This window comes from Paenibacillus sp. oral taxon 786 str. D14 (assembly GCF_000159955.1).
Taxonomy (GTDB): domain Bacteria; phylum Bacillota; class Bacilli; order Paenibacillales; family Paenibacillaceae; genus Fontibacillus; species Fontibacillus phoenicis.
Genome location: NZ_GG695978.1, coordinates 98,241 through 117,769, shown reverse-complemented (window position 1 = coordinate 117,769; position 19,529 = coordinate 98,241). Strand labels below are relative to the sequence as shown.

At 52.1% G+C, this 19,529-nt stretch carries 20 protein-coding genes; 7 read left to right on the top strand and 13 right to left on the bottom strand.

Annotated features, from left to right (window positions below):
- Positions 1 to 72 precede the first annotated feature (72 nt).
- Positions 73 to 894 (top strand): AraC family transcriptional regulator, encoded by an 822-nt coding sequence (locus POTG_RS13025; protein WP_009225296.1) that lies wholly within the window; start codon positions 73 to 75, stop codon positions 892 to 894.
- An 87-nt stretch (positions 895 to 981) separates the two neighbouring features.
- On the opposite strand, the gene POTG_RS13020 is transcribed toward POTG_RS13025, so the two are convergent.
- Positions 982 to 1,683 carry a TerC family protein gene (locus POTG_RS13020; protein WP_009225295.1) on the bottom strand — a complete coding sequence of 234 codons (702 nt, stop codon included), beginning with the start codon at positions 1,681 to 1,683 and terminating at the stop codon, positions 982 to 984.
- 455 nt (positions 1,684 to 2,138) lie between these two features.
- Here POTG_RS13020 and msrB point away from each other — a divergent pair, with 455 nt between their 5' ends.
- On the top strand, positions 2,139 to 3,128 hold the full coding sequence (gene msrB / locus POTG_RS13015) for a peptide-methionine (R)-S-oxide reductase MsrB (RefSeq protein ID WP_009225294.1): 990 nt from the start codon (positions 2,139 to 2,141) through the stop codon (positions 3,126 to 3,128).
- Positions 3,129 to 3,193: 65 nt separating this feature from the next.
- On the opposite strand, the gene POTG_RS13010 is transcribed toward msrB, so the two are convergent.
- Complete coding sequence (locus POTG_RS13010) at positions 3,194 to 3,760, bottom strand: CGNR zinc finger domain-containing protein (RefSeq protein WP_009225293.1); 567 nt, start codon at positions 3,758 to 3,760, stop codon at positions 3,194 to 3,196.
- 131 nt (positions 3,761 to 3,891) lie between these two features.
- Here POTG_RS13010 and POTG_RS13005 point away from each other — a divergent pair, with 131 nt between their 5' ends.
- Entirely contained in the window at positions 3,892 to 4,380 is a 489-nt protein-coding gene (locus POTG_RS13005) for a DinB family protein (protein ID WP_009225292.1), read from the top strand.
- Positions 4,381 to 4,407: 27 nt separating this feature from the next.
- On the opposite strand, the gene POTG_RS13000 is transcribed toward POTG_RS13005, so the two are convergent.
- A complete protein-coding gene (locus POTG_RS13000; protein ID WP_009225291.1) occupies positions 4,408 to 5,073 on the bottom strand; it encodes a YitT family protein in 666 nt (221 codons plus the stop codon).
- A 444-nt stretch (positions 5,074 to 5,517) separates the two neighbouring features.
- Between POTG_RS13000 and hmpA the strand changes: the two genes are divergently transcribed.
- On the top strand, positions 5,518 to 6,723 hold the full coding sequence (gene hmpA, locus POTG_RS12995) for an NO-inducible flavohemoprotein (protein WP_009225290.1): 1,206 nt from the start codon (positions 5,518 to 5,520) through the stop codon (positions 6,721 to 6,723).
- Between the two features lie 71 nt (positions 6,724 to 6,794).
- Here hmpA and POTG_RS12990 read toward each other — a convergent pair whose 3' ends face one another.
- From POTG_RS12990 to POTG_RS12950, 10 genes are all read right to left on the bottom strand, one after another.
- Positions 6,795 to 7,307 carry a Crp/Fnr family transcriptional regulator gene (locus tag POTG_RS12990; protein WP_009225289.1) on the bottom strand — a complete coding sequence of 171 codons (513 nt, stop codon included), beginning with the start codon at positions 7,305 to 7,307 and terminating at the stop codon, positions 6,795 to 6,797.
- 123 nt (positions 7,308 to 7,430) lie between these two features.
- Positions 7,431 to 8,360 (bottom strand): hypothetical protein, encoded by a 930-nt coding sequence (locus tag POTG_RS12985; protein ID WP_009225288.1) that lies wholly within the window; start codon positions 8,358 to 8,360, stop codon positions 7,431 to 7,433.
- An 11-nt stretch (positions 8,361 to 8,371) separates the two neighbouring features.
- The gene (locus POTG_RS12980; RefSeq protein WP_036645319.1) at positions 8,372 to 9,712 is read right to left on the bottom strand and encodes a nucleotide sugar dehydrogenase; all 1,341 of its coding nucleotides are present in this window, start codon (positions 9,710 to 9,712) and stop codon (positions 8,372 to 8,374) included.
- Between the two features lie 66 nt (positions 9,713 to 9,778).
- Positions 9,779 to 10,588 (bottom strand): response regulator transcription factor, encoded by an 810-nt coding sequence (locus POTG_RS12975; RefSeq protein ID WP_028538296.1) that lies wholly within the window; start codon positions 10,586 to 10,588, stop codon positions 9,779 to 9,781.
- Positions 10,589 to 10,720: 132 nt separating this feature from the next.
- Positions 10,721 to 12,118, bottom strand: coding sequence for a glycosyltransferase family 2 protein (locus POTG_RS12970; protein WP_036645316.1), 1,398 nt, complete (start codon positions 12,116 to 12,118; stop codon positions 10,721 to 10,723).
- A 43-nt stretch (positions 12,119 to 12,161) separates the two neighbouring features.
- Positions 12,162 to 12,917: a hypothetical protein gene (locus POTG_RS12965; RefSeq protein WP_050769756.1), complete on the bottom strand. Its 756-nt coding sequence runs from the start codon at positions 12,915 to 12,917 to the stop codon at positions 12,162 to 12,164.
- 26 nt (positions 12,918 to 12,943) lie between these two features.
- Positions 12,944 to 15,175 (bottom strand): hypothetical protein, encoded by a 2,232-nt coding sequence (locus tag POTG_RS12960; RefSeq protein ID WP_009225283.1) that lies wholly within the window; start codon positions 15,173 to 15,175, stop codon positions 12,944 to 12,946.
- A gap of 513 nt (positions 15,176 to 15,688) precedes the next feature.
- Entirely contained in the window at positions 15,689 to 15,856 is a 168-nt protein-coding gene (locus tag POTG_RS23900; RefSeq protein ID WP_157273437.1) for a hypothetical protein, read from the bottom strand.
- Between the two features lie 164 nt (positions 15,857 to 16,020).
- Complete coding sequence (locus tag POTG_RS12955; RefSeq protein ID WP_009225282.1) at positions 16,021 to 16,815, bottom strand: arsenite methyltransferase; 795 nt, start codon at positions 16,813 to 16,815, stop codon at positions 16,021 to 16,023.
- A 62-nt stretch (positions 16,816 to 16,877) separates the two neighbouring features.
- A complete protein-coding gene (locus tag POTG_RS12950) occupies positions 16,878 to 17,324 on the bottom strand; it encodes a MarR family winged helix-turn-helix transcriptional regulator (protein WP_009225281.1) in 447 nt (148 codons plus the stop codon).
- 185 nt (positions 17,325 to 17,509) lie between these two features.
- On the opposite strand from POTG_RS12950, the gene POTG_RS12945 reads away from it, so the two are divergent.
- Genes POTG_RS12945 through arsC form a run of 3 tightly spaced genes read left to right on the top strand, consistent with a single transcriptional unit; the run spans position 17,510 to position 19,354 of the window.
- Positions 17,510 to 17,833: an ArsR/SmtB family transcription factor gene (locus tag POTG_RS12945; RefSeq protein WP_016311641.1), complete on the top strand. Its 324-nt coding sequence runs from the start codon at positions 17,510 to 17,512 to the stop codon at positions 17,831 to 17,833.
- Between the two features lie 16 nt (positions 17,834 to 17,849).
- Positions 17,850 to 18,905, top strand: a complete 1,056-nt coding sequence (gene arsB / locus POTG_RS12940; protein ID WP_009225279.1) for an ACR3 family arsenite efflux transporter — start codon at positions 17,850 to 17,852, stop codon at positions 18,903 to 18,905.
- Positions 18,906 to 18,925: 20 nt separating this feature from the next.
- A complete protein-coding gene (gene arsC / locus POTG_RS12935; protein ID WP_009225278.1) occupies positions 18,926 to 19,354 on the top strand; it encodes an arsenate reductase (thioredoxin) in 429 nt (142 codons plus the stop codon).
- Positions 19,355 to 19,529 lie beyond the last annotated feature (175 nt).

The window sequence follows — 19,529 nt, the reverse complement described above, 5'->3', positions numbered from 1 at the left end:
TGTAAAATGAATAATATGATTGAAACATGAACAATCTGGTCATTTTTTTCGAGAACCCTGTGGAGGACACCGATGAACAAAGAGGTAAACCTGCAAATTTTACATGCCGGCTATTCGTTGCACCGCAAGCCGTTCCACACGACCCAGCCGAACGGGCACGAAAATTATCTGATCCGCCTGCAGACGTTAGGCAAATGCCGTACGCGGTTAAACGGGCGGCTGGAGTTGCTTGAGCCTGGGGATTTGCTGCTGTTTGCCCCCGGGGACCCTTACGAGCTGAAAATCGAAGCCGAAACGAACGGAACAGGCGAACCGGTGGTTTCCAGCGGAGATTACCATATTTTTTTGTCCGGGGAATGGATCGAGTCCTGGTGGAACCGCCGGCCGCTTCCGCACCGCTTGAAGGTTCCCCTGTCCGAAGGGATGGTTGGGGCCTTCCGGCAGATTATGCTGGAGCAGCGCCGCATCTCCAACCCGATGCCGGAAATCTCCGAGTACTACTTGAAGATTCTGTGCCTGGAGATCGAACGGAATTTGCTCGAGCAGCCGCAGCCCACCTATCCTACCTATCTTGCCCACCGTCTGAAAAATTATATCGAAGAAAACGCCTCCTCCCCATTTAAGCTGGAGGACGCTGCAGCCCACGTCGGCATCAGCGTGTCGCGGGCGGTGCATCTGTTCAAGCAGGCCTTTGGCACCAGCATGATTCAATACACGCTGGAGGTGCGGCTGAACATGGCGCGCGAGCGGATTATTTTCAGCCCTCTGTCGCTGGAGCACGTTGCGGAAAGCTCCGGTTTCCCCAGCTACAACTACTTTCATAAAGTATTCCGCAAGCGGTTTGGCATGTCGCCTAAGCAGTTTCGTTTATCTGCCCGGGAGAACAACACTTAACTCCGGAGCCAAAAAATCGCAAAAAAACAACGCCGCGACGGGCCAAATGATCGGCCGCCTGCGGCGTTGTTTGCATGCGTTTTTCCTTTAACTTCCGTTTGTCTGCGGCATCGCTTTCGCTTGGTGAAGCCGCGCTTTGCGCTTCTTCATGAATTTGCCCAGCAGCACGACAGCGGCGATGATGAGCAGCTCGAAGCCGTATTTAATCCAAGGGCTGGCGAACCAGTCATGAATCAGCGGTTCTTCGACGATCATCTTGGATGCTGTCCAAGCCAGCACGGCTGCCCCAATCGTAATGACGATCGGAAAGCGTTCAGTCAGCTTCAAAATCATCGTGCTGCCCCAAACCATAATCGGTACGGATACGGCCAGACCGATAATGACCAGCATGGTGTCCCCGTGCGCCGCGCCAGCTACCGCAAGCACGTTGTCGAGGCCCATCATGACATCGGCGATGATGATCGTGCGGATGGCCGCCCACATCTGGTTTCCGGCCTTGATCTCATGACTTTTCTCCTCAATCAGCAGTTTATAAGCAATCCAGACTAATGCAAGCCCCCCGGCAAGTCGTAAACCCGGGATGTTGAGCAGCTGCACGACGAGCAGTGTCATGATCACCCGGATCAGAATCGCCCCCAGGGTCCCCCATACGATAACTTTCTTCTGATCCTGTTGCGGCACATTGCGGGCGGCAAGCCCAATGACGATCGCGTTATCCCCGGCTAAGACGAGGTCGATCAGGACGATGGATAATAAGGCCATCCAAAATTCCGGTGACAGTAAGTCCATGTTCTCTCCCCTTTCTAAATGTTCCATGCAACGGATCTATTTTTTCTGGATAACGGCCTCGCCATTCACGTCAATTGCCGCAGGCCTGCAAAGGCTGCGAGACGGTACAATCGGACGTTCGATATGGCTGGGACTACGGGAAGATCCCACCGTTCCAAAAAAAATACGCCGTGTCCGTATTGGGCACGACGCATATACGCATCAAAAAAGACCTTTACCCAATACTCGCTACGGGCAAAGGTCTCGCTAACAACTCTTCGTTGCCAATAAAGCCGGGGTATGTATAACTCCCGTAATGACGACTTTATTGTAACAGCTACTCCCCTTTGGGAACCATGCATGTTTTATTGAGTTATATTATAGCACGCACTTTACGAGAGAACCAGCCTTTTATGCTATCATTTTGGCTTTGTGCCAAAACAAGTTATAATAGTGATGAAATGGAGGGATCCCAAATGAGTTCATCATCAAATTCCAATCTCAAATTAGCCACGTTTGCCGGAGGCTGCTTCTGGTGCATGGTATCACCATTCGAGGAACTGCCCGGCGTTCATGGCATTATTTCTGGATATACCGGCGGTCATACGGTGAACCCTACGTACGAGGAGGTTTGCGCCGGGAATACCGGGCATTACGAAGCCGTGCAAATTACGTACGACCCGGACATCTTTCCTTACCGCAAGCTGCTGGAGTTGTATTGGCAGCAAATTGATCCAACGGACGAAGGCGGCCAATTCCATGACCGCGGCGATTCGTACCGGACCGCGATATTTTATCATGATGAGCAGCAGCGTCTGGAAGCGGAAGCTTCCAAGCAAGAGCTTGCGCAAAGCGGCCGCTTCGATAAACCGATTGTCACCCCGATTCTGCCGGCAGCCCCATTCTATCCTGCCGAAGAGTATCATCAGCAATATCATAAGAAAAATCCGGGACACTATCGGCTGTATCGCAAAGGTTCCGGACGTGAAGATTTCCTGGAGCGCCACTGGTCCGGCCCTGCCGATCGGGAAGAGCTGAAGCGCAAGTTGACGCCAATCCAATACGAGGTCACACAAAATAATGCGACTGAGCGTCCTTTTACCGGAGAGTATTGGGACCATGAAGAAGAAGGCATTTACGTGGATGTCGTCTCCGGCGAGCCGTTGTTCAGCTCCCGTGACAAATACGATGCCGGCTGCGGTTGGCCGAGCTTTACCCGCCCGATCCGGGGCTATCACATCAAGGAGAAGACCGATACCAGCCATTTCATGATTCGCACTGAAGTGCGCAGCCGGCTGGGCGATTCCCACCTGGGTCACGTCTTCGAGGACGGTCCGGAACCAACAGGACTTCGCTATTGCATCAATTCGGCAGCGCTCCGCTTCGTGCCGAAGGCCGATTTGGAGAAGGAAGGATACGGAGAATATCTGTACCTGTTTGAAGATGAGCCAAAATCACAAAAGTAATACCTGAAACAAGAACCAGGCAGCCCCTCTCGGCCGCCTGGTTCTTGTTATTTATGAAGAACAAGCTATTGCTCGCCTGGATCGGTTCCCGCCTTCTTCCGGGCGCGAAACCTCCGCACCTTCATCAAATTGCCGCACGTCTTGTCTTCACAGTATTTCTTCGTCCGGTTACGCGTGTCATCGTAAAAAAACCAGCGGCAATCCGGGTTATCACACAGGCGAATTCTTGACGTTTCTCCGTGAAGCAGCGTTTCGCTGAAGCTGGCGGCAATCTCTGCCCGCACATGGCGCCAGTCCTCCGTCACTGGAACATATTGCAGTCGGATGTCTCCCGGTTCTCCGGACAACCTGCGGGTAACCGGATCCTGCACCAAATGTTCATTGAGCATCTGCCAATCCGCTTCCTCCATCTGGCCGCCTCCCGCCAATTTGACCGCTAAGGCATGCAGGCGTTCCCGAAAATGACGCATGGCCAAGACCTCTTCCACCGGCATCGGTACAGGAGCAGTCAATTGCCAGTGATTAAGGAACCACTGCTGCCAGGTCAGCTTCTCCAGCCGATCTTCGCTGCGTCCGCTTCCCCGCCAATCATGCCACTCGCTGTTCAAAAAATCGCTCCATAATGTCTCCACTTCGAAGCCCCCCAAATTCGTAACGACCTAATCAATAAATAAATGGTTACATTTCTCATTTCTTCTGCTACAATATCATTGTAACCCTTGAAATCGTAATTAGCCAGTTACAATGATAAGGAGGAAATGGAATGAGCATTACCCCCGTCGATTTACTCGTTGTGCAAAAGGACAATACTTGGGATGTCGAGGAATGGATCGTACCGTTGTCGACAGCATTGGAGGGATTGACCGCCGAGCAAGCTGCTTGGGCTCCTCCGGGAGGCGGAAATACGATCTGGCAAACCGTCAATCACATCAATTATTATAACGGGCGGATCCTCAGCCGCTTAAGAGGAATCAATCCGGGCCCGGCCTTAGAAAAAAACGAAGACACCTTCGCCGGAACCGGCGGGACCTCGTATGAAGCGGCATGGGCCGACGTTCTGGCCGAAACTAAACGAATCCAACAGGAATTGCGCGAGGCGATCGCTTCTTTAACCGATGAAGCCCTAGAGGCACCATACGCCAATACGGGCGAGTCGTACGGACACGAACTCTCCCGCTGGATGCTGCATGATGCCTATCATGCCGGACAAATCGTATTGATCCGCCGGCAGCAGGGATCTTGGAGATCCTGATCCATCAAAGAGAAAACGGCCCGAGCCTTAAGCTCGAGCCGTTTTCTCTTTGATGGGATGGTAAGGCAGCCGCATCGGCGTTAGCTGTCCCTGACCGTAATGGACGGTCCAGGTGATCACTTTGCCGGCGATCAGCACTGCCAATATGGTAAACATCGTTTCTTTGAATGGTAAATATAACAATGAGACCGTCAGCACGACCGCATCCATGATAATAAACATTGTACCGATCTTGATGCCGGACCACTGGCTTAGCAGCATGGACAAGATATCGTCCCCGCCGCTCGCTCCGCCGGCCCGCAGTACAAGTCCCGCACCGAAACCGGTGAGAAGACCCGACAGTAATGCGGCCAACGGCAGGTTGCCGTGCAGGTTCATCGACAGCGGCGAAAATTGCTCGCACAACTCGTAAACCAGCGAAAACGTCAGTGATGCCACCACCGTATTCAGCACGAACCGATGGCCCTTCAACCACCAGGCAAGCACCACGATCGGCAAATCAAGTGCGATCATGGTCAAGGCCGGAGGCAGGTTAAACAAATATTTGCCAAGCAACGCCAGGCCAACAAATCCGCCTTCCAACAATCCGTTCTGAAAATTGATGTGGTAATACGTAAACGCCAATAAACTAGATCCTGCTAACATCATTAATAACCGAGAACCGTACGTCTGCCATCTTGCTATTGTCCTCATTTGGAATCCCTCTTATCGTAGTTTGGTTGACCATTCGGCAACACCCTACGGAGTGAGTCCATGAGGAATTCATCCTTCGCATGATTTCACGCTTCTTTCGTAGGTTTGTCGCCGAAATACCGACTAGCTACGAAAGGAGCTAAGTGTAAGAGAGATCACAACGTTTCCAAATCGTCCTTTGGGATTTCGTCCTTCGGGGACTCATGGTATCCTGATCCTTTCTGTTAGAATTTCTTCTATTCATATTATACCACAAAACAAATCATGACTCCACGGGACAGGCGACAAGCCAATTTATTTCCTTGGATTGTGTGATAGATGTCATTGCATTTTAGTAACAGTTCACACATTGGCAATTTTCGATGTGACGAAAGTCACCTTTTGACCATTCAAGCCTTCCTATACTGAGGTGGAACGAAAAATCAAGGAAAGAGGGTTCCACCGATGCTTGATTCAAAGACGATCGAAATCATTAAATCTACCGTACCTGTTCTCGAAGTTCATGGACAAACGATTACGAAAACCTTCTATCAGACCATGTTCAAAAATCATCCCGAGCTGCTCAACGTGTTTAACCATGCCAACCAACGCCAAGGCAAACAGCCTACCGCGCTGGCGAATGCGGTGTATGCCGCTGCGGCGCACATTGACCGTCTGGAAGAGATTCTTCCGGTCGTTCGCGGCATTGCCCAGAAGCACCGGGCGTTAGGAATCCAGCCGGAGCAATACCCGATTGTTGGCGAGAACCTGCTCGCCGCCATCAAGACGGTGCTGGGTGACGCCGCCACCGAGGAAATCCTTGATGCTTGGGCTAAGGCATATGGTGTCATTGCGGACGTATTTATCAGCGTAGAAGCGGAGATGTACCGCGAAGCCGAGCAAAAAGAAGGCGGTTGGCGCGGATTCCGCCGCTTCATCGTTGACCGGAAGATTAAGGAGAGCGACGTGATCACCTCCTTTTATCTGAAGCCGGAGGACGGCCAAGCGATTGCCGCCTATGAGCCGGGGCAATACATTACTGTCCGTGTGAAACCGGAAGGCCAGGAGTTTACCCATCTGCGCCATTACAGCCTGTCCACGGCACCGGGCAAGCCGTATTACCGGATTTCGGTGAAACGGGAGGATGCTGCGGAGGACCGCCCGGCGGGCATTGTCTCGACCTATCTGCATACCCAGATCGAAGAAGGCGATGTGCTCGAACTTAGCGCGCCGGCCGGCGATTTCACATTGAATCCATCGTCGAACCTGCCGCTTGTGTTGCTCAGCGGCGGCGTTGGTCTTACGCCGATGGTCAGCATGTTGGAAGCAGCGCTGCAAGGCGAAATCAAACGCGATATCGTCTATGTCCACGCCGCTCGCAACGCGAAGCACCATGCGATGAAGGAGCATATTGCCGAGCTCGCACGGACCAACGACAATCTGCGTACCTACACCGTATATGAAACGTCCGAAGCCGGCGAAGGCTGCGACAAAACCGGCTATATCGATCTGCCTTGGCTGAAGACGATTACGACAGCTGACAGCGACTTTTACTTCTGCGGCCCGGTTCCCTTCATGAAGGCGGTTCGCCGCGCCCTGAAGGAATGGGGCGTGCCCGAAGAGCGGATTCACTTTGAATTTTTTGGACCGGCTGGAACCCTGGACGAATAAGCGGCATACCAAAAGCGCGGATAACCGGAGCAATCCCCGGTTATCCGCGCTTTTGTTCGTGAAGCCGTTTCTTATGACCGTTCGTGACCATGGCTGCGCAGCAGCCGGTTCACCGTCTCTCGCCGCACGCCGATCAGCTGTCCGATCTCTTCTTGAGTCAAATAATCGGTCAAAGGTACGCCATGAGCATGCTGTCCCAGCCATTTCGTCAGCAGCTCCAGACGTTCAGCCGGCGTCCCTATCGTCAAATGGTCAAGCCGCTCCTGCATGAACCGAACCTTCTCCTGCAACAGCTGCGCGACCTCCAGCGGCTTCTTCGGATCCTCCTGAAGCTCGCGATACCATACCTGCGCAGGGATCGCTTCAACCTCGCTGCGCATGAGAGCGATCGCCGTCCCGTGCACCTCTTTCGGGGTAATCAAGGAATGATGCGGTACCGTTTCCCCCGGGTACAAAATATTAAACAAAACCATGTTCCCGTTCGGGTGCAGACGCGTTACCTTAAACAGCCCGCTCTTAATATGGTATAGAAAAGAACCATCGTCCCCTTGACGGAACAAGATTTCGCCTTTATGTAGGATCATGCCAATCTCTCCATTTCCACAACTGCCAATTAGTTTTATTATAGCAAAAACAGAGAAGACTGTCCTAACCAAGATCAAAACAAAGGCTGTCCCCGTCTATTTCTATGGGGCAGCCTTCTGTTATTACGGCCCATTGAGTTTACGATGCCAAGCTTCATAGCTGTGAACGGCAATGCCGGCAAACGATCCGTGCCTTTTCCCCAGCTCCTCTAACCTTTCCATTTCCCGGTCCAGCGAAGCAAGCGGCAGATCATGGAAGGAGACGCCGGGCCCTTCCCGGCTCTCGCCCAGCTCGACGCCCACCCAGACCCGTTTCTTTTGCCGATCCGCTTCATTTAGCGTCCGCTGTGAAATTTCATAGATGCGGCCTGCAGCATCCCGATAGGCCATAATCGCCAAGTAATCGAACTGATCAACCATCCAGTCGCCCAGCGGCAGCTTCAGGGCTCCGCTCGGGTGATCTATCCGATCCAGCCAGAATGGAACGGCCGCACCGATCGCAAGATCGTTATATCTCGCCTCTTCAGTCCAGATACGGATGCCCTCCATCCATTGCTCTACCACGGTTTCTTGATCGTTCCGCCAACGGTCCAGCAAATAGGGCTCAACGTCCAGTTGGACGCCCGCAAACCGCTCCTCCGGCTTCCCTTCCCGGTTGAAGTCGATCACCCATTTCAGAAACGCCTCGGCTTCGCCCCGATGCTCCCGCAGCGCCCAATCCGGATGACCGCTTAAAGCATGCACCTGGATACCTGCCTGGGAGGCAGCGCGGATGAAGCTGCGGTAACTGCCCTGCTCTACCCCGCTGCCAATTTGCAAGAAGATTGTATTCACGCCCTGCCTGCGGACGAAGTTCAGCAGCTCGTCCGGTTGCTGTTCGATCACCTTCGTTTCCCAAATCCAGGTTGCCTTCGCTTGTGAACCTGATGGCCGGATAAAAGCCAATAACATAAGCAAAGCCAATAGCAGCATTCCGCCAAGCACCAGCAGGGTCGGCCGCTTGCTTCCCGACAACGCCCGAAGGCGGACGAAGATCGGTTTTTTGAGTATCAAGACTCGTATCCTTAACCTACGATCAACGCTGGGGACTCTTCCTGAACTTGTGCAACCGAGTGGCCGATCTTATACACATGCGGCAGCGGATAGTCACGGAACGCATTGCGCGTGTCCACGATTGGCACGCCGAGGTGAGCGATGCCTTCATAATCGAAGTTGCTGTGATTCGTCACCAGGACGATGCAGTCGTAGGCTTTGAATCGATCAAGGTCGTATTCGACGCTGTGCACCACGCCGCCGGATTTTTCACGGAAGCTTGTCGCATACGGGTCGTAATAGTCCACCTTGGCGCCGCTGTCCTTAAACAGCTCGTATACGGACAATCCCGGCGATTCGCGCAGGTCGGCGATGTCCGGCTTGTACGCCATGCCAAGGATCAGGATGCGTGATTTTTTAATCGATTTGGCATATTCATTCATGATTTTGGACGTTTTATTCACGACATAATAAGGCATGTTGTCGTTGGTCGACTGCGCCAGCTCGATGAATTGGCTGTAGAACCGGAAGCCCTTCGCTTTCCAGCTCAAATACATCGGATCCAGCGGGATGCAGTGACCGCCGATGCCTGGTCCCGGATAGAACGGCATAAAGCCAAACGGCTTGGTCTTCGCCGCGTCGATGACTTCCCAAATATCGATGCCCATGCGGTCGCACATCATAGCCATTTCATTCACAAAAGCGATATTCACGCTGCGGAACGTGTTCTCCAGCAGCTTGGACATTTCCGCCACTTTAGGCGAGGACACAGGAACAACCGTTTGGACATATTGGGAATACAGTGCCGTCCCCAAATCCAAGCAAGCCTTGGTAGTTCCTCCGATGACTTTCGGGGTGTTGTAAGTATTAAATTTCGGATTGGACGGATCGACCCGCTCCGGCGAGAAGCAGAGGAAGAAGTCCTCACCTACTGTATAGCCCAGCTTCTCCAGCTCGCGTTGAATCAGCTCTTCCGTCGTCCCCGGATAAGTTGTGCTTTCCAGCGTAATCAGCATGCCTTTTTTCATGTACCGCTTCAACTGATCCACCACGGTGACGATATAGGAGGTATCGGGATCCTGATTTTCGCTCAGCGGCGTCGGCACGCAGATGCTGACCGCGTTAATTTCGGACAGTACCGCGTAATCCGTGGTTGCCTGGAATCGCCCTGTAGCCATCACTTCGGCCAGCGTTTCGGACGGGATATCGTGAATATACGATTCTCCGCGGTGGATTTTCTCGATTTTTGATGTATCCAGATCGATGCCCACCACTCGGAATCCTTGCTTCACCATTTCCACTGCCAGCGGCAAGCCGACATAACCTAAACCCACTACGCCCAGTACAGCGGTTTTCGATTCAATCGCATTCATCAGCTTCTGGTAATGATTGTTCACAGGTTTCTACCTCCATTATGTTCTCTGTATTGGAATCAGATATTATTGGATGCAACGGCGAATTCGCGCGTCGAGTTCAACCGGGGAGAACGGCTTGGTGATATAATCGTCTACCCCGTTTTGGAAGCATAAGCTGATCGTTTTCTCGACCCGCTGCTCCGTTAGCACAACGATTTTAGGCATCTGCTCGTTGCCGACCTTCTGAATTTGATGGATATACGGCAGTCCATCGATCCCGTACAGGTTCAGCTCCGTCAGCACCAGATCCGGCTTCCAATCGGCAATCAAGTCCAGGGCGGTCAAGCCGTTATCGGCTGTCATCGTTTCATAGCCCTGCATATTCAGCCGGATTTGAAGGAATTCGCGTACCGCCGGATCCCCTTCCACGATTAGGACTCGGCTTTTGACAACCAGCATGTCAGCCTTGGTAAAAATATAAATATCATCGGAGTAATTCTGTTTGGCTTTTTCCTCGATTTGACTCAGCACCTGCGGGGTAATCGCTGCCTGCGAAGTGAAGCTGGCCAGCGCCATCCGCGGACGGTAATCGGCAATGCGCTCCTGCAGCTGCTGCTTCAGGCGCAAGCCTTGATAGTGAACCGCATCCAGTGTCAGGCCTGGCAGCAGTACCGCCACGCTTCCTGGCTCATCCCCGCTCCATACATCAAACTGAAGTCCAGGTTCAGACTCCAAAATTCCCCGCACCTGGGATGCCACGTAAGAGGGGCCGCCTGCGGAATAAATGAATACCACCCCGTTTACCTCGCTGGCTGTTTCCCTCACGCGTTGCCCCATGCCGGCGTATAAGCCGGATTGTTCCGTTTGGTTATGCAGTGCTGTCAGGTTTGACATCATTCATTCCCGCCTTTCTTCTTCCGTAAGTTTATCCTTAAGTTTGGTTACTTCTTGGATCCAAGCCTTCCTTTGCCCTATCATCTCCTTTCCGGCAACCGCCGCAAAGCGGGGGAGGGAGCTCTCTGTTCCCTAGGCTGACTTGGCCGGCTTGGCTGTTTTGGCAGCCGAATCTCCTTTGTCCTGCCAGCTTTGACGGGTCATCGTCCCCCAGGAGTTGTTATTGCGCATAAACTGGATATGTCCCTGGATGCGCCACAATCCCCCGAGCTGCGCGTAACCGAAAAACTTTAGCGCCGAGAACAACAACAGCTTGCACAAATCCGACAGCTTGTCGAATCGTTTGAACGCCAGTTCCTCCAGTAAGAGCGCCCCGATACTGAGCACGTAACCGCTGAGGAAGTTGATCAGCCAGAAGATCGCAAGAATCCGCCAGTGCGTCATGTCCATCAGCGTGTACCCAATCAGGGCGAGCAGCCCCGTGATTTTAAAATAAGGGTTCAGCGCTTCAAAAATAATGTTGTACGGCATCGTCAGAAGCCCCATCACCTTGTATCTCGGATTAAAGGCCATGTCGTAGTTCTCGATCATGTTCTTCAGGTTCCCGCGGCCCCAACGCTTGCGCTGGTTCGACAGAATCCGGTACGTGTCCGGCGCCTGCGTCCAGCACACCGCCTCCGGACAGAACGCGATGCGGTACTTCAGCTTGTTCTCCAGCATGTAGCGATGAAGCTTGATGATGATGTTCATATCCTCGCCGGGATACCCGCCGCGATAACCGCCGACGGCAATAACGTAATCCTTGCGGAACAGGCCAAACGCTCCCGAGACGATGATCAGCCCATTGATGGAGCTCCAGCCGATCCGGCCGCCGAGGAACGCCTTCAAGTATTCCGTGGCCTGGAACATCGGCCAGATTTTGCGAGGCAGCGAAACCTCTTTCACTGCCCCGTTCTCAATCATGCAGCCGTTGGCAATCCGCACGTCGCCGCCGATGGCCACCGTTTCCTCCGGATTTTCCATATACATCCGGGCCATCCGGATCAACGCGTCCTTCTCCAGCAACGAGTCGGCATCAATCGAAGAAATGAGCGGATAATGCGCCAGGTTGATGCCGGCATTCAGCGAATCGGCTTTACCGCCGTTCGGTTTGTCGATGACGTACAGATGCGGGTACTTCGGATTGTGGTACACCGCCGTAATCGGTTGGCAGTCGATCGTGTGACGAACGTCTGGATTCGGGAGCGGCATCAGCTCAAATTCTTCCCGCAGCACGCCCAGCGTGTTATCCTTCGACCCGTCGTTAATGACGATGACCTCATAGGTCGGATAATTGAGGGTCAGCAGGCATTTCACATTCTCGATGACCGTGAGCTCCTCGTTAAAGGCTGGCACCAGCAGCGAGACCGGCGGTACCAGCTCGGAGCCGGACAGCGTGTTGTATTTCGAATAGGCCGCCCGGCGGAAGATCGTCAGAATTTGGCGGAACGAGAACGTCATAATCGAAAAATAAATCAAGTTAACCGACATGACGTAATACGTCGCAAACAGACCATAAATCAGCAAAATATCTCTAAGCAGTGGTCTCCCTCCTCTCAAGCGCAAACGCATAACGCCCCAGCGCCGGGACTTGCCCCGGCATTTCTTGGCCGCGCATCGCAGCCATCGCCACCTTCACCAGATCCGGGTTATCCTCCTTCATCAACTGAAGCAGAAGCCGACTGGTGTCCAGCCGCGTCTCCATCAGAATATCAGCGGCGAGATGGTGAATCGGTTTGCCATGACGCAACAGATAGACCAGCATATCTCTGAGCTGCTGCTCATGCTCCGCGCTCTTGGCAATTGAGCGGGCAATGACGATGCTCAGCGGGCTGTATTTCTGATGCTTCAGCATCGTGAGCAGCCGCGGCACCGCCTCCACCGCCCGCATCCCGCCAAGCCGGTAGGCGGCGGCGATCCGCCGGCCGTAGAACAAGCTGTCGAGCAGCTTCAGGTCCTGCTGGACAAAGCCAGCGTTGTAACATAATGCGATCAGCTTCTGCTGCAGATCGCCCTTAAATTGTTCGATCCATTCGGTTACCCGCTGTTGGATCACCCGCCGTTCCAGCTCAGTCAGCTTGCCCGGCGGCAGCGGAAGCTCCTCAGCATCGCCCAAATGAGCCTGAAGGAACATGAAATAGTCTTGGTGCTTCTGCAAGTATTCCTTCGTTTTACGCTGAATGCGCAAATGCCGGATCTTTAAGTAAAACAAGAGCAGTATGCCTATGCCGATCAGCTCCAGGCATACATAAATAAAGGCAATTGCCAGGCCAAGATGCTGACCCGCCATCTTCATTTCCTCCTCTCGGCGCCTGGTTATTCTCCCGTGGTCCTGCGATCTGGCAAGCTGCGGTAGAACGCCTGCAAGGCGTAATAACCGGACTTAAGCCGCTCGGTGTACTGCACGGTTTCCCAAGGCTGCCATACGTATTTGGGGAACGTGTCCAAAGCAACGTTCTCCCCGCTGTCACCGTGATCTGTCCCCGATTCACTTCGCTCCTCAATCCAAGGCACGAAGGTGATGCCGTCGGTCTCGGTCGTCGAGAAGGCGAGGTCCTCCTTCAAAGGCCGGTAGTCGATAACCTGGCGCGAGCTGGGATCAGCGAAGCCCAGCAGCATCCAAGGGATACGCAGTTCTACCTCATTGCCGCTGTACTGCCACGAAGCGAGAGAGTTGAAATCATCGCTTCCCGTGTCGGTTGTGCCGCGAATCAGCTGCCCAACGGTCATGTCCTGAAACGGATGGGCCGATCGGGTATCCGGAGGTTTCATGGTCAAGCTGACCGCCAGCTTCCAAGGTTGAAACTGCACGGTTTGCTCCTCGGTAGGATCGTCCAGCATCCAATAACCGTGCCGCCCGTAGAGACGGCGGTGGAAATCGTAGCTTGGCGCCACCCGCACCTCAGTCTCCTCATCGCTTCCGATATTCACGATCGCTTCCAGGCCGTCGTCTAACCGCAACCCTGGCATCTCCGTCACCGGTTGGTTGCCGCCAGGCTGTGTGTTTGCACCGAGGCGGATGAGCCGCTTCGCAGGGTCGAACGGCTCGCTGAGCCGCAGCCCGACATACACATAAGCTTCGTCATGGGTCACCTGCAGCCGGTCGATGCCAGATGCTGGTTGATCCCAGGCTTGGACCTCTCCCTCCGGCAGGTTGTCCCAATCGTCCAGCTTGCCGTCGATGATGAGATCGTCTTCTTTTCCGGGACCCATGGACAACAGGCCAAATTGTTTTTCGTTCGTAAGCACATTCAGCCAAAAGGCGCGTCGATCCTCCGGGATCTCAAAGCGCATCGTATTCCACGTCTTCTTAAACCATTCATCCTGCCACATGAACAAGATCGCGCCGGCATATCCGGTATCGTAAATATCCTTCGTCAAAGAGACGTTGATTTCACCTTGCTCTTGTTCGTTGTGCCCCCCCTGGTTCCGTCCCCCTCGGCCGAGGTGGGAGACGCCCAGCGAAGACGGGACGCCATATTCGGTAATCATAACCGGGATGTCCTTATAGTAAGCTTTGAGCTCCTGTAAGTAAGCTTTATAGGTGTTGTAATCCCCATTTCCATCCGGAATCGTCTCGAGCGTCTTATCCAGATGGAAAAAGTCGGGATAGTACGGATACGCGTGATAAGCAGCGAAGTATCCTGCTTCCCATTTCACCGGCCGAATATGGGTGGCATCCACACTGGCCAGATCCTCCTCGAACAACGGTTCACCAGGATGCTCCAGCACATCCGTGGTCACCCAATTCGTAAACGTGATCGGATGCTCCCAACCGTAAGCCCGCTCCTTCTGAGCTGTGTCGTCCACCAGCTCCGCGAGCCAGCTCTCAAACGGAGTTGCTTCCTCGGTCGCCGCAAAATGCTGTCCTTGATACGGCGTAACATCCGCGTGCTTGCGGTTCGTATTATCCACCATTTCCGGGTCCCATTCGGTGCCGATATGCCATGCCATGAGATAAGGACCAGCGTTGGCGGTATATTTGCCGCCCGATGTTCCCGGCTGCTTGGGCACCTTCAAATCGCCGTATACAGCTTTGACCGCTTTTTCAATTTCCTTGTGAAAGGCTTCCTTGATCCCCGGAATATAAGCGTCCTGCTGCTCAATGAGCTGCTCTTCCGGCGACCAGATCCCTTGAATGAAATAGAGGGGATCCTTCCCTTTGTCCCGGTTGTATTTGACGAGCGCCTTGTAGAACACCGGGTTGTGCACCGTATAAATACGAATGACGTTTGCGCCCATATCGTCAATTTGTTGGAACCAGCGTAAGTAGTCGTCTTCCGTGATCGGAAATTCCCCAGGAAAATGTCCCGGCACCGTCGCCCCCAGGTTGACGCCTTTGACGAACAGTTCCTCCCAGCGGCTCTCGCCGTCATAGGCGAGAAATTTGTCGCCTTCGGTGCGGAACTTCAGCTCGGTTCCGTCCTCTGCCGCATAGCTGTAATGGGGCGGCGGCCAGTTTAATACGACCAGCACCACGCAGCCTGCGATCAAGAGGCCTGCCAGAACGAGCCCGATCGCTAATCGTTTTTTCGCTAATGTCGTCATCGGATTTACCCTTAGTTCACCTCGCTGTTCTTCTTCTCGTGCAAGTTCCGAAAAGATCGAAGCCCCTGCCGTGCCCGGCCTCTCCTATGAGGCAGCGATCTTACGTACTGCCGCTTTCTATGCAGCTATGCAGGTGATGATCCAGTATGGCCGATTCGCACCTCCGCTTCTCAAAATCACTTTTAATCATGAACCAAGCGGACCTGTCGTGTAACTAGGCTGATGGGAGTGTTTTACAGTTGGGTCTGTTTTCCGGGGGGATACGGATTTTCGGCATACTTGCCCGGTTGGGTCATTTCGTGATAATAGACGTGCAAAATTCATCTAGGTTTCGCTCAATTTTTACACCCTTTTCCATAATGGTTACAAAATTGATACCAAAGTCTTGTCCGAAAATCGCGTCATTCTGCGGTTTTTCGCGATTTGCTTCCGTTACAGCCCATCGCAAAAAAAGCTTCCCAGGTCCCAGCTTGGGACTAGCGTTTTTCCAGCATCCCGGGTGACGCTTTTACGTCATGCCATCCTACCTTGGTCGGCGACTTCTTTCCTAAAAAATGATGTTTTCCCGCCCACTTCCATTTCAGAAGCAAGCAAATTGATTTCACCTGGCGTTAACAAAAAAAGCTCCCGACCTGCCAGCGGCAGATCAGCAGCTTCTTTGGTTTTACCTTGGTTTTGCACAAATTTACCCGCCGTTAATCCGGCGAATCGGCCGCGGCCCCATCATGCCCGCGAACGCGATCCATTCCGGTCCGGACTCGGTCTGAAGGCGCGCCCGCCGTGCGCCGGGATTGACTCGCGTCACGGTTCCTAGGACCTCTCGCCCCTGCCATTCCCAATGAATCTTATGGTTTGACAGCTTTAATGACTGCCGAGACGATATAGTCTTCTACCTTCGACTCAGGAACCCAATCTTTAATAAACGTCCGGGATTCCTCGTTTGGCTCGACTGCGATATCCTTAAATCCACTTTGTGCAAGCATCGTTTTTAGTTCGTCAACCGACGAAGCTCCGGATATGCACCCTGAATATAAAACATCCAGGTCGTTTTTGATTTCCGCCGGAAGCTCTGCCGTTGTGACAACATCGGAAATGGCCAGACGCCCGCCGGATCGCAGGACACGGAATGCTTCGTCATAGACTTGCTGTTTATCCGGCGAAAGATTGATGACGCAGTTGGAAATGATCACATCCACCGTTTGATCCGGGACCGGTAAATGCTCGATCTCCCCTAGCCGAAAATCCGTGTTCGTGAATCCTCCTTTGACGGCGTTGCTGCGAGCGCGACTCACCATTTCCGGCGTCATATCGACCCCGATCACATAGCCGGTGTCCCCAACCTGTCGAGACGCCAGAAAACAATCGAAACCGCCGCCGCTGCCAAGATCCAATACGACTTCTCCCGGTTTCAGCTCCGCGATGGCTTGCGGATTGCCGCAACCTAAGCCAAGGTTCGCGCCGGCCGGAACCGCCGTTAATTCTTCAGTAGAATAGCCCAGCTGCGAAGATACGCCATTAGCCGATCCGCAGCAGCTTGAAGCTGGTGAACAGCACGAGCCCGACTCCACTTCTTGCAAGGCGATTTCCTTATACCGGCTGCGTACATTTTGGCGAATTTGATCATTCTTTAATTGATTCATGAATCCTCTCTCCTTCATTTTAAATATTTGCAAATTGCAAGTATTATAGAAAAAAGACACCCTCAAAAAGGGGCTGAACAGCATTGGCTGGATTTCGCCATCGCTTCGTTTAATAGTTTGATCGAGCGTATGACCGTATCTTTTTCAAAATCGTTCATGTGTGAAAAGATTTCGTTGAAATAGTCATTCATTTGCCGGTCAATCGCCCCCGCAACATATTTGCCTTCTGTCGTTAAGGAAAGAAGATGCACCCTCCGGTCGTTTGGATCGGGCGTTTTCTTGACTAAATTCATCTTGATTAACGATTGGACCTGTCTGCTAAATGTCGTGATATCGGTCCCTAATGTCTCTGCTACTTGCTGAATAGAAGGCTTGTGCTGACGATCAATTTCATAAAGGATATGGCTTTGAATGACGGAGATGTCACAGCCACCCGCAGAACAGCAGTTTTTATTCAGAAAGCCAAAGCGACGAGTCATGATTTGAAATAATTCACGTACATTTTCCACATTTTCCACGGTGCCTCACCTCTCATGAAACAGTTATACCGCATTTATTTGCAATTTGCAAGTATTAACTTTACCTTTATCTCAGGAAATGGGTTATGAGGAGGGCGTAAATTTCGGTATTGACTTTTTTTAATACAAATAACAATATGGTTATATGGTTTTAATATGGGGTGATAATCATGACAATGGAATTTGAAAAGATAGCGGATATTCTGAAAGCTCTAGCCGATCCGACAAGGTTGAAAATCCTCTCTTTGCTCCGTATTCGCGATTGCTGCGTGTGTGAACTGGTTCCCATCTTTAACATTTCCCAGCCAGCCATTTCTAAACATGTAAGCCGTCTAAAAACGGCTGAATTGGTCCGCGAAACGCGAAAGGGGCAATGGGTGTTCTATTCGATCAACGAGAAGCGGTTAGAGGAAATTGGTTATGCTCTGTCCCATTTGCCTGATCTGTCCGAGGAGCTGCGGAAATTGGAGCAACGAGGAATGACAGTTACATGCGAGTAAAGGGAGTGTACAGTAATTGAGTAAACAAAAGAAAAAGCGACTCTCATTTCTGGATCGCTATTTGACGTTATGGATTTTTATTGCGATGGCGATAGGAATTGGCTTGGGTTACGTATTTCCTAACTTTGTCGCCGGTTTGAATGAATTTCAAGTTGGAACCACGTCGATACCGATTGCACTTGGCCTTATTTTAATGATGTATCCGCCGCTGGCGAAAGTACGATACGAAGAAATCGGCCGTGTCTTTCGAAATGGCAAAGTGTTATCCATTTCATTGATTCAAAATTGGCTTATCGGCCCGATCTTAATGTTTTTCTTGGCTATAATTTTTCTCCAAGGTTATCCAGAATATATGGTCGGCCTGATCATGATCGGTTTAGCCCGCTGTATTGCAATGGTTATCGTCTGGAATGATTTGTGCAGAGGGGATGCCGAGTACGCGGCGGGACTCGTTGCTTTCAACTCGATCTTTCAAGTTTTGTTTTACTCCGTCTACACCTATATCTTTGTTACGATTTTGCCGGGATGGTTCGGGTTGGAGGGCGTCGTTGTTGATATTACGATGGTCGAAGTCGCCAAGAGCGTGTTTATTTATTTAGGGATACCGTTTGTAGCCGGAATAATTACTCGCTATTCGCTTGTAAAAGCAAAAGGGCGATCCTGGTACGAAACGGTCTTTATTCCAAAAATCAGTCCCATCACACTTATCGCATTGCTGTTTACGATTATCGTCATGTTCTCACTGAAAGGCGAGATGATCATCCAATTGCCTTCGGATGTCGTGAGGATCGCGATTCCGCTATTAATTTATTTTGTCGTTATGTTCCTGATTTCGTTCTTCATGGGCAAAAAAGCCGGAGCTGACTATCCAGTGACTTCTACACTGGCATTTACCGCCTCGGGAAATAATTTTGAGTTGGCAATCGCTGTTGCCGTTGGGGTCTTTGGAATTCATTCCGGCGCTGCATTTGCGGCCGTGATCGGACCTCTTGTAGAAGTCCCTGTGATGATTGCGTTGGTCAACGTCGCGCTCCGATTTCAGCGAAAGTACTTTTCAAAGGAAGCTGCTTAACATAAACAGGAGGTATCATCATGTCAGATAACAAAAAACTCGTTTATTTTCTTTGCACAGGAAACTCTTGCCGCAGCCAAATGGCGGATGGTTGGTTGAAGGCGCTCGGTAATGATCGGTACGAAGTAAAAAGCGCCGGGTTGGAGGCACATGGGCTGAATCCGCGTGCCGTCCAGGTGATGAAGGAAGCTGGCGTCGATATTAGCGGTCATACATCGGATGTTATCGATCCGGAGATTTTGAATCGGGCTGACTATGTGATTACGTTATGCGGCCATGCAGACGAACATTGTCCGGTGATTTCGAATAAAAACGTCGTGAAGTGGCATTGGGGCTTCGATGATCCAGCCAAGGCAACCGGCACCGAGGAAGAAATCATGAGCCAATTTCGAGCGGTTCGGGACGCGATTAAGTCGCGTGTCGAAAAGTTTCTTGCCGAAGGTTGCTAAAATTACAGAAAAGGCGTGCAGCGTTATGGCACGCTTTTTTGTTTGGCGATCATCAGCCTTCGGAACGACGAAGCCAAGGCGGAGTCCTCGAAGAGCAGAAAATGATTCCCTTTATATATATCTACTTTGCGGGTAGTATCAACTTCGCTGGTACTACCCCAACCCCTGGGCGGTA

Bases quoted from the DNA above. Each gene is read 5' to 3' on its own strand.
- POTG_RS13025 (WP_009225296.1), top strand. From the start codon at position 73: ATGAACAAAGAGGTAAACCTGCAAATTTTACATGCCGGCTATTCGTTG.
- POTG_RS13020 (WP_009225295.1), bottom strand. From the start codon at position 1,683: ATGGACTTACTGTCACCGGAATTTTGGATGGCCTTATTATCCATCGTC.
- msrB (WP_009225294.1), top strand. From the start codon at position 2,139: ATGAGTTCATCATCAAATTCCAATCTCAAATTAGCCACGTTTGCCGGA.
- POTG_RS13005 (WP_009225292.1), top strand. From the start codon at position 3,892: ATGAGCATTACCCCCGTCGATTTACTCGTTGTGCAAAAGGACAATACT.
- POTG_RS13000 (WP_009225291.1), bottom strand. From the start codon at position 5,073: ATGAGGACAATAGCAAGATGGCAGACGTACGGTTCTCGGTTATTAATG.
- hmpA (WP_009225290.1), top strand. From the start codon at position 5,518: ATGCTTGATTCAAAGACGATCGAAATCATTAAATCTACCGTACCTGTT.
- POTG_RS12990 (WP_009225289.1), bottom strand. From the start codon at position 7,307: ATGATCCTACATAAAGGCGAAATCTTGTTCCGTCAAGGGGACGATGGT.
- POTG_RS12980 (WP_036645319.1), bottom strand. From the start codon at position 9,712: ATGAATGCGATTGAATCGAAAACCGCTGTACTGGGCGTAGTGGGTTTA.
- POTG_RS12975 (WP_028538296.1), bottom strand. From the start codon at position 10,588: ATGTCAAACCTGACAGCACTGCATAACCAAACGGAACAATCCGGCTTA.
- POTG_RS12970 (WP_036645316.1), bottom strand. From the start codon at position 12,118: ATGTCGGTTAACTTGATTTATTTTTCGATTATGACGTTCTCGTTCCGC.
- POTG_RS12965 (WP_050769756.1), bottom strand. From the start codon at position 12,917: ATGGCGGGTCAGCATCTTGGCCTGGCAATTGCCTTTATTTATGTATGC.
- POTG_RS12960 (WP_009225283.1), bottom strand. From the start codon at position 15,175: ATGACGACATTAGCGAAAAAACGATTAGCGATCGGGCTCGTTCTGGCA.
- POTG_RS12955 (WP_009225282.1), bottom strand. From the start codon at position 16,815: ATGAATCAATTAAAGAATGATCAAATTCGCCAAAATGTACGCAGCCGG.
- POTG_RS12945 (WP_016311641.1), top strand. From the start codon at position 17,510: ATGGAATTTGAAAAGATAGCGGATATTCTGAAAGCTCTAGCCGATCCG.
- arsC (WP_009225278.1), top strand. From the start codon at position 18,926: ATGTCAGATAACAAAAAACTCGTTTATTTTCTTTGCACAGGAAACTCT.